Source organism: Actinosynnema sp. NPDC059335 (genome assembly GCF_042752395.1).
Classification (GTDB): Bacteria; Actinomycetota; Actinomycetes; order Mycobacteriales; family Pseudonocardiaceae; genus Actinosynnema.
Map to the genome: position 1 here is coordinate 73040 of NZ_JBHYXZ010000018.1, position 7336 is coordinate 80375.

Consider the following 7336-nt stretch of genomic DNA (forward strand, 5'->3'; position numbering starts at 1 on the left):
CCTCCCCGGGGGTGGTGGAAGGTTTCATTCGGAGAGCCGGCAGACGACGGCGCCGGCGGCGATCGCGTCGCCCGGTTTCGCGGTGAGGCCGCGCACGACCCCGGCGCGGTGCGCCAGGACCGGTTGCTCCATCTTCATCGCCTCGACGACCAGGACCAGGTCGCCCGCGCCGACCCGCTGGCCCTCCTCGACGGCGACCTTCACCGCGGTGCCCTGCATGGGCGAGACCAGTTCGTCGCCGGTCGAGGCGGCCTTGCGCGGCGCCGCGCGCGGCTTGCGGACCGCCGTGGCGACGGGTCCGCGCGACGCGGGCGCGAGCGACGGCAGCGACACCTCCAGGCGGCGACCGCCGACCTCGACCACCACCGTCTCGCGCGGCGCGGTGGAGGGCTCGCCGTGCGGCTCGCCGTCGTAGGGCGGCACGCGGTTGTCGAACTCGGTCTCGATCCACCGGGTGTGCACGGCGAACGGCTCGCCCGCGAACGCGGGGTCCGCCACCACGGCCCGGTGGAACGGCAGCGTGGTCGGCACGCCGTCGACCTCGAACTCGGCCAGCGCGCGGGCCGCCCGGCGCAACGCCTGCTCGCGCGTCGCCCCGGTGACGACCAGCTTGGCCAGCAACGAGTCCCAGGCGGGCCGGACGACCGTGCCGCTCACCACGCCGGAGTCCAGCCGCACGCCCGGCCCGGACGGCGGCGCGAACCGCGTCACCGTGCCCGGCGCGGGCAGGAAGCCCCGACCGGGGTCCTCGCTGTTGAGCCGGAACTCCAGGGAGTGCCCGCGCGGCGCCGGGTCCACGTCGTCCAGCCGCTCGCCGCGGGCGATCCGGAACATCTCCCGCACCAGGTCGACGCCCGTGACCTCCTCGGTCACCGGGTGCTCGACCTGCAACCGGGTGTTGACCTCCAGGAACGAGATCGTGCCGTCCCGGGCGACCAGGAACTCGCACGTGCCCGCGCCGACGTACCCGACGTGCGCCAGGATCGCCTTGGACGCCCGGTACAGCTCGGCGACCTGCGCGGCGGTGAGGAACGGCGCGGGCGCCTCCTCGACCAGCTTCTGGTGGCGGCGCTGCAGGGAGCAGTCCCGGGTGGAGACCACCACGACGGTGCCGTGCCGGTCGGCCAGGCACTGCGTCTCCACGTGCCGCGGCCGGTCCAGGTAGCGCTCCACGAAGCACTCGCCCCGGCCGAACGCGGCGGTGGCCTCGCGCACCGCCGACTCGTACAGCTCGGGGATCTCCGCGCGGGTCCGGGCCACCTTCAGGCCGCGTCCGCCGCCGCCGAACGCCGCCTTGATCGCGATCGGCAGCCCGTGCTCGTCGGCGAACGCGACCGCCTCGTCCGCGCCGGTGATCGGCGCGGGGGTGCCCGCGACCAGCGGCGCGCCCACCTCGCGGGCGATGCGCCGGGCCCGCACCTTGTCGCCGAGCGCCCGGATCGCCTCCGGCGACGGCCCGATCCAGGTCAGGCCGGCGTCCAGGACGGCCTGGGCGAACGCCGCGTTCTCGGACAGGAAGCCGTAGCCGGGGTGCACGGCGTCCGCGCCCGACTCCCGTGCGGCGGCGAGCACCTTGTCGATGTCGAGGTAGCTCGTCGCCGGTGTGTCGCCGCCCAGCGCGAAGGCTTCGTCGGCCAGGCGCACGTGCGGTGCGTCCCGGTCGGGTTCGGCGTAGACCGCGACGCTTTTCAGTCCTTCGTCGCGGCACGCGCGGGCGACGCGCACCGCGATCTCGCCGCGATTGGCGATGAGCACTTTTCGCACGGTTGGACCCCCATCCCGTTTCGACCACGACCGTGCCCGGGCAGGTTCGACCGCCCCCGAAAAGAATTCGGGGGAAATGAGCGCGGACGCTCAGGCGGAACCGTTCTCCCGCATGTTCTCCGCGATCCGCCGCAGCACGTCGTTGGCCGCGAGGAACTCGTCCTGCGTGATACCGCGCAACTGCTTCTCGGCGTGCGCGTTGACCAGCACCTCGGCCCTCGCGTGCGCCGCGGCGCCGGCGTCGGTGGACGTGATCGCGTCGCCGTCCAACCGGGCCCAGCCGCGGGCGGCGAAATCCTCCACGACCGGGCGGTAGGACCGCTCGCGGTCCGCGACGAGGAACGGCGCGAACGCCTCGTCGATCTCGGGCACCGTGCGCACGCCGATGTGGATGGCGTGCAGCACCTGCCACTGCCTGCGGTTGAGTCCCACGTCCCGCAGGGCGGTCGTGGTGGCGGCGTCGAACGCCTGGTGCAGCAGGAGCAGCCAGTAGCCGATCCGCTTGGTGGTGTTCTGCTGGAGCATGGACCCTCCCCTGGTGCGGTGGCGGCCGGCGGTGGCGGCTAGCGGCCGTGGCCGCGGTCGTACGGGATCACCCAGAACGGCGTGAGCGTGATCCGGTCGAACAGCCAGCGGCCGTCCACCAGCGCGTACTCGTCGGCGAACCGGCCCGCGACCAGGTACGTCTCCTTGTCGAAGACGACCTTCTCCTCGAAGAAGCACACGCCGGTCGCCCGGTCCCCGTCGACCTCCACGTCGTGCCCGTGCACGAACTGCTTGACCAGCACCCCGGACGCCACCGGGTTGTCCGCCTCGATCCGCGCGGGCAGCCCGGCGAAGTACGCCGCGATGGCCGCGCGGCCGTCGGCCCGCCCCACCTCGCCGTAGTCGAGGTGGGCGTCCTCGGTGAACAGCTCGCCGACGCGGTCCCACGCGTCCTCGTTCACCAGCCGGGGCAGCCGGTTGCGCAATTCGTGCAGCGCGCGCACCTGCTCCAACTCGTGGACGCGCTCGGTAAGCGCTTTCAGCTGGGTGACCAGATCGGGTTCTCCGGGCATGGCACACCAAACCCTTCGTCACATTCGCGATCAGTGCCGCGGTCCCGATCCGGACTTCTGGCCGGAAGTGTCGTCCGGGGACCCGACTCATTCCTACGGGATTGATGCTGGCACGGTGCCTTCCGGACCGACAAGGGCCGCTCCCGGATACTACGGTCCACCCGCAAACTCGCCGCCGACGCCTTGTGATCCAAGTCACCGGGGCACGTCGCCGAATGGCCGCGCGACGGCCGGGGCACCGCCTTCACCCCAGCTGTTCCAGTGCGGCACGCAGCTCGTCACGCCCGGTGACGCCCAGTTTTTCGTAGGTGTTGGAAAGGTGGAACTCGACCGTGCGCAGCGCCAGAAACAGTTTCGTGGCGATCTCCCGGTTGGAGTAGCCCGCGACCACGAGTTGGGCGATGCGCGCCTGCTGACGGGTCAACGCGGGCCGCCGCGGCGGCGCGGCGACGGCGGCGAGCGCCCGCTCGGCCGACTGCGCCCGGTGCGGGTTGCCGGTCCGCCGGGCCAGCGAGGACGCGCACTGCAGCCGCTGCCGGGCCGCCACCACGTCACCGCGCGCGGCCAGCCGCACGCCCAGCTCGTGCTGCGCCCGCCCCAGCTCGGGCCACGCCTGCGCCAGCTCCAGCAGCTGCACGGCCTCGCGGAGCCGCTCCAGCTCGTGACCGTCGGCGTCCACGACGGCCAGGGCGCACAACGCGCGCCCGACCGTGCGCGACTCGCCCCACAGCACCGCGGCCTCGTACTCCTGGCGGGCCAACGCCACGGCGAGGTCGTCGCGCCCCGCCGCGAACGCCGCCAGCGCCGCCTCGCTGCGCCACGGCATCACCGCCGGGTTGGCCACGCCACGCGCGATCAGGTCCTGGCCGCACGTCAGGTACTCGGTCACGGCCGGCCCCGGCCGCCCCTCCGCCATGGCCACCGCCCCGCGGGTGGCGAGCAGCACCGGACGGCACCCGACCCCGGAGTCCAGCGCCTCGTCCATCCGGCGCTCCCGGGCCAGCGCCCGGGCGCCGTCCACGTCGCCGCACTCGGCCAGCAGCTCCACCGCCCACCCGACCGCGACCATCCGGGTCTCCAACGGCGTGTCGGCCGACATCAACGGCTCCAGCAACGCGTGCGCGCGCTCCACGTCGCCGAACAACCGCGCGATACGCGCCTGGAGCAACGCCACCACCCCGGAGACCTCGGGCCGGTCGGCGTTGAGCAGGCTGTGGGCGTCGGCGGCGACCAGTTCACCGCCGTAGATCAACGTCGACAGCGCCCGTGCGACGCACACCTCACGGCTCCGACAAGCCTCGTCCTCCAGCGCCTCTTCGGCGCACCGCACCGCGCCGCCCCAGTCCCGCCCGGCCACCAGCAGGCGCAGCGCCCGCTCGGCCGCGCACACCGCCCCGGAAGCCGCGTCGCCGTGCCTCACGGCTACCGACGTCCGGTGCCCCAAAGGCAGGAACGCCTCGAACAGCGGGGCGTCCCTACTCCGCCGAGACCACGGCCGACCCGCCGAATGCGCCATCCCGGCCCCCTCGTGAACGTCCCCACAGCGCCGCCCCTCACTCACGGCACACTCCTCGAAACCGGTCACGCTCGGCCGAACCACAGGTAACCCACAGTGATTCCATCCCTTTCAGTATCCAGAGGGATCCACTGCCGCACACCCCCCGCGCCCGCGACGATCCTGTGAACGCGAGCGATCTTCCGGTTCCGCTCGCGGTCGCCGACGCGCCGAGCTGCCACGTTGCCCTTTCGGGCGGAATTCCAGGGGTGTGAGGGACGAGACAGCCGTCCGCCGACGGCAGGCCCAGGGGTTCCCCGGTCGGTCGGGACCTTCGCCCGTGCGCGCCTGCCTCGCCGGGCCGCACAGTGGGGCGCGCAGTGGTTCGATCGGGTGAACGGACAGGAGCGTGGTCGAGGTCTCGGGGCGGCGGTAGCCCGGGTGGCCGACGTGCTCACCGCGCCGTCGCCGCACCACGGTTCCGACTCGCCCCCGACCTCATCCCGACGCCGGCCGCGTGCCGCCCGCCACCGACCCCCGGCACCGGGAACCGCGGCTTGCCGTGCGGCGCGGCTTGCCGTGCGGCGCGGCCCTCCACCACCTCCGCCCGGCACGGCGTCCGCCCCTCGCGCCCGGCACCGCGGGTGAACGTCAACTCGCGCCTCCTCGGCCACCGCGTCATCGTCAGCGGAGAACCCAGTCAACCGACGAGGAACCGGAGGAGCGATGCGCACATCGAGGCACGGGGTCCGACGGGCGGTGGCCGCGGTCGCCCTGGCGCTCGGGGCGGGCCTGCTCGCTCCCCCGACGGCGACGGCGCAGGACAACACCGGGACGTGCGAAGGCGGGCGGTTCAGCGCGCTGCCACCCGACGGCACCTCCGTGTCACGCGGACAGGTGATCATCTACCAGGTCGACATCCGAGTCGTCGACGGCGACGTGCTGGGCTGCCTGCGCGACGTGCGCCTGTCGCCGTTGCTCGATTTCGTCGTCGTCCGACCGGACGGCTACTACTCCCCCGAAGCGCAGGGCGGGCCGACCGTCAGCGTCGTCTACGACGGACCCCTGTCCCCCGGCACCTACCACGGCAGCGTCACGATGCGCGTCCGGGCCGACGCCCCGATCGGCGCCGTCATCGAGGCGAGCAGCGGGCCGATGATCCGCCACGTGGTGCGCGACCGGCCGGCGACCTGACCGGCTCAGCGCCGCTTGCGGCCCCAGCGGAAGTAGGCCAGCGGGCCGACGAAGTTCACCGCGATCGCCAACGCCCACCACTTCTTGCCGCCGTTGACCTCCGCGGCGGGGCGGCGGGCCAGGTCCGTCCACGCGGCACCCGCGAGCGCGACCTCGACCACACCCGCCACCACGACGGCCCACCGCCGGCCGGTGCTCAACCGCGCCCACGACTTGTGCTCGCTCACGTCCACGATGCCGCCCTTCCTCCGCCCGATGTCACGACGGCGACGTCCCGGGGGGACCGACCGGCCGGTGGTGGTCGGCGTCTCCGTCCATCTTGGAGCGCTGCACCCGCGAGTGCGCGACGGTGCACGTCATTCACGCCCACCTCGAACCGCTTGATCGTGACCACGCGGTCCTGCCGCGTGCCCGAGTCGGGAAGCACGTGCGGACATCGCGAATCCCTCCGCTGGGCAATCCCCTGCCGTCGACGGTAGCGAGCCCTGCGGTGGCGAGCCACACGAAGAGTCTTACGACGACCGCTCGCGCCCGTCGCCGGGCGGCAGTGACCGGAGGGATCCGGCGCGAATCCCGTGGCGCGTGTGTCGGCACCCATCAGCCGTGAGCACGGCACGTGAGGTCCACCAGTCACCTCACCTGCTCCACGCCCACCGTTTCCGCGCCCGGCCGTGTCGCCGCCGGCGGCAACGCTGTTCCAGCACGGTTGTTTGCGCTAACACGCAGCGGCGGTGGCAGCCACCCTGGGCCACGGGTAGAGCCTAATCAGCCGCGAAAGACCGCGCCTGTACTGCGGATTCGACATCATTCGATGGATGCCTCACGAACCGCTCTTGCCGTTAGCGCTCACATCCAGAGGCCACCAGCTCGTTGACGCTGTGCGCTCGGGTAGCTACATTGACCGAAAGGTAAAGGGCTTCGCCCGAAACATTCGGGCCGGGCCGCCAGGGTCGGCCGGGGACGCCGAGCTGCGGCGACCGTGCGCTGGGGACGCCGAGCGCACGGTCTTGAAGCCGGCGTCCCGGACGCTGTACCTGATCTTCCTCGGACTCGGCGGGTGGCACGGTGCTTCACGGTCGATCAACCTCGGGCACGAACGGCGAACCGGCGTCCACCCGGAGCCGCGCACTCGGGCGATCACCCGTGCCCCCCGGCATCCCGAGCCCGACGGGCCGATCCCGATCGACCTGCGCAACGTCCACGAAGGAGACGTCATGTCCGTGCAAAGACGCAGCTTCATGACAAGGTTCAGAGCGGCTCATGTCGGCGCCGCGGCGGTGAGCGCCGTGGTGCTGGCTTCGAGCGCGGTGCTCGTGGCGATGCCGGCGGGCGCCGCGGCCGCGGGGTGTTCGGTGAACTACGCCGTGGCGTCGCAGTGGCAAGGCGGGTTCAGCGCCAACGTGTCGATCACGAACCTGGGCGACCCGCTGAACGGGTGGACGTTGACGTGGTCGTTCGGCGCGGGCCAGACGGTGACGCAGCCGTGGAGCGCGTCGGTGACGCAGAGCGGTTCGGCGGTGACCGCGAAGAACGTGGACTACAACGGCTCGATCCCCACCGGCGGCTCGGCGTCGTTCGGTTTCAACGGGTCGTGGACGGGTAGCAACCCGGTTCCGACGACCTTCGCTTTGAACGGCGTGACGTGCACCGGTAGCACGACCACGACGACGACGACATCGTCGACAACGACGAGCACGACGACATCGACCACCACTACGACCACGACGCCCGGCGGGTGTTCGCTGCCGTCGACCTACCGCTGGTCGTCGTCGGGTGTGCTGGCGAACCCGAGGTCGGGCTGGGTCTCGCTCAAGGACTTCACCTA

General features: G+C 72.5%; 7 protein-coding genes. 2 read left to right on the forward strand and 5 right to left on the reverse strand.

Annotated features, from left to right (window positions below):
* Window positions 1–24: 24 nt before the first annotated feature.
* The 4 genes from ACFXGA_RS08725 to ACFXGA_RS08740 all read right to left on the reverse strand — a co-directional run bounded on the left by ACFXGA_RS08725 (window position 25) and on the right by ACFXGA_RS08740 (window position 4242).
* Window positions 25–1764 carry an acetyl/propionyl/methylcrotonyl-CoA carboxylase subunit alpha gene (locus tag ACFXGA_RS08725; protein WP_378085674.1) on the reverse strand — a complete coding sequence of 580 codons (1740 nt, stop codon included), beginning with the start codon at window positions 1762–1764 and terminating at the stop codon, window positions 25–27.
* A gap of 90 nt (window positions 1765–1854) precedes the next feature.
* Complete coding sequence (locus ACFXGA_RS08730) at window positions 1855–2289, reverse strand: hypothetical protein (RefSeq protein ID WP_378085676.1); 435 nt, start codon at window positions 2287–2289, stop codon at window positions 1855–1857.
* A gap of 38 nt (window positions 2290–2327) precedes the next feature.
* The gene (locus ACFXGA_RS08735; protein WP_378085678.1) at window positions 2328–2822 is read right to left on the reverse strand and encodes a nuclear transport factor 2 family protein; all 495 of its coding nucleotides are present in this window, start codon (window positions 2820–2822) and stop codon (window positions 2328–2330) included.
* A 244-nt stretch (window positions 2823–3066) separates the two neighbouring features.
* Complete coding sequence (locus ACFXGA_RS08740) at window positions 3067–4242, reverse strand: LuxR C-terminal-related transcriptional regulator (RefSeq protein WP_378085680.1); 1176 nt, start codon at window positions 4240–4242, stop codon at window positions 3067–3069.
* 801 nt (window positions 4243–5043) lie between these two features.
* On the opposite strand from ACFXGA_RS08740, the gene ACFXGA_RS08745 reads away from it, so the two are divergent.
* Window positions 5044–5511: a hypothetical protein gene (locus tag ACFXGA_RS08745; RefSeq protein ID WP_378085682.1), complete on the forward strand. Its 468-nt coding sequence runs from the start codon at window positions 5044–5046 to the stop codon at window positions 5509–5511.
* A gap of 5 nt (window positions 5512–5516) precedes the next feature.
* Here the strand turns inward: ACFXGA_RS08745 and ACFXGA_RS08750 are convergent, their stop codons facing one another.
* Entirely contained in the window at window positions 5517–5738 is a 222-nt protein-coding gene (locus ACFXGA_RS08750; RefSeq protein ID WP_378085684.1) for a PLDc N-terminal domain-containing protein, read from the reverse strand.
* A gap of 1011 nt (window positions 5739–6749) precedes the next feature.
* Between ACFXGA_RS08750 and ACFXGA_RS08755 the strand changes: the two genes are divergently transcribed.
* A partial coding sequence (locus ACFXGA_RS08755) for a non-reducing end alpha-L-arabinofuranosidase family hydrolase (protein WP_378085686.1) occupies window positions 6750–7336 on the forward strand: 587 nt, incomplete at its 3' end.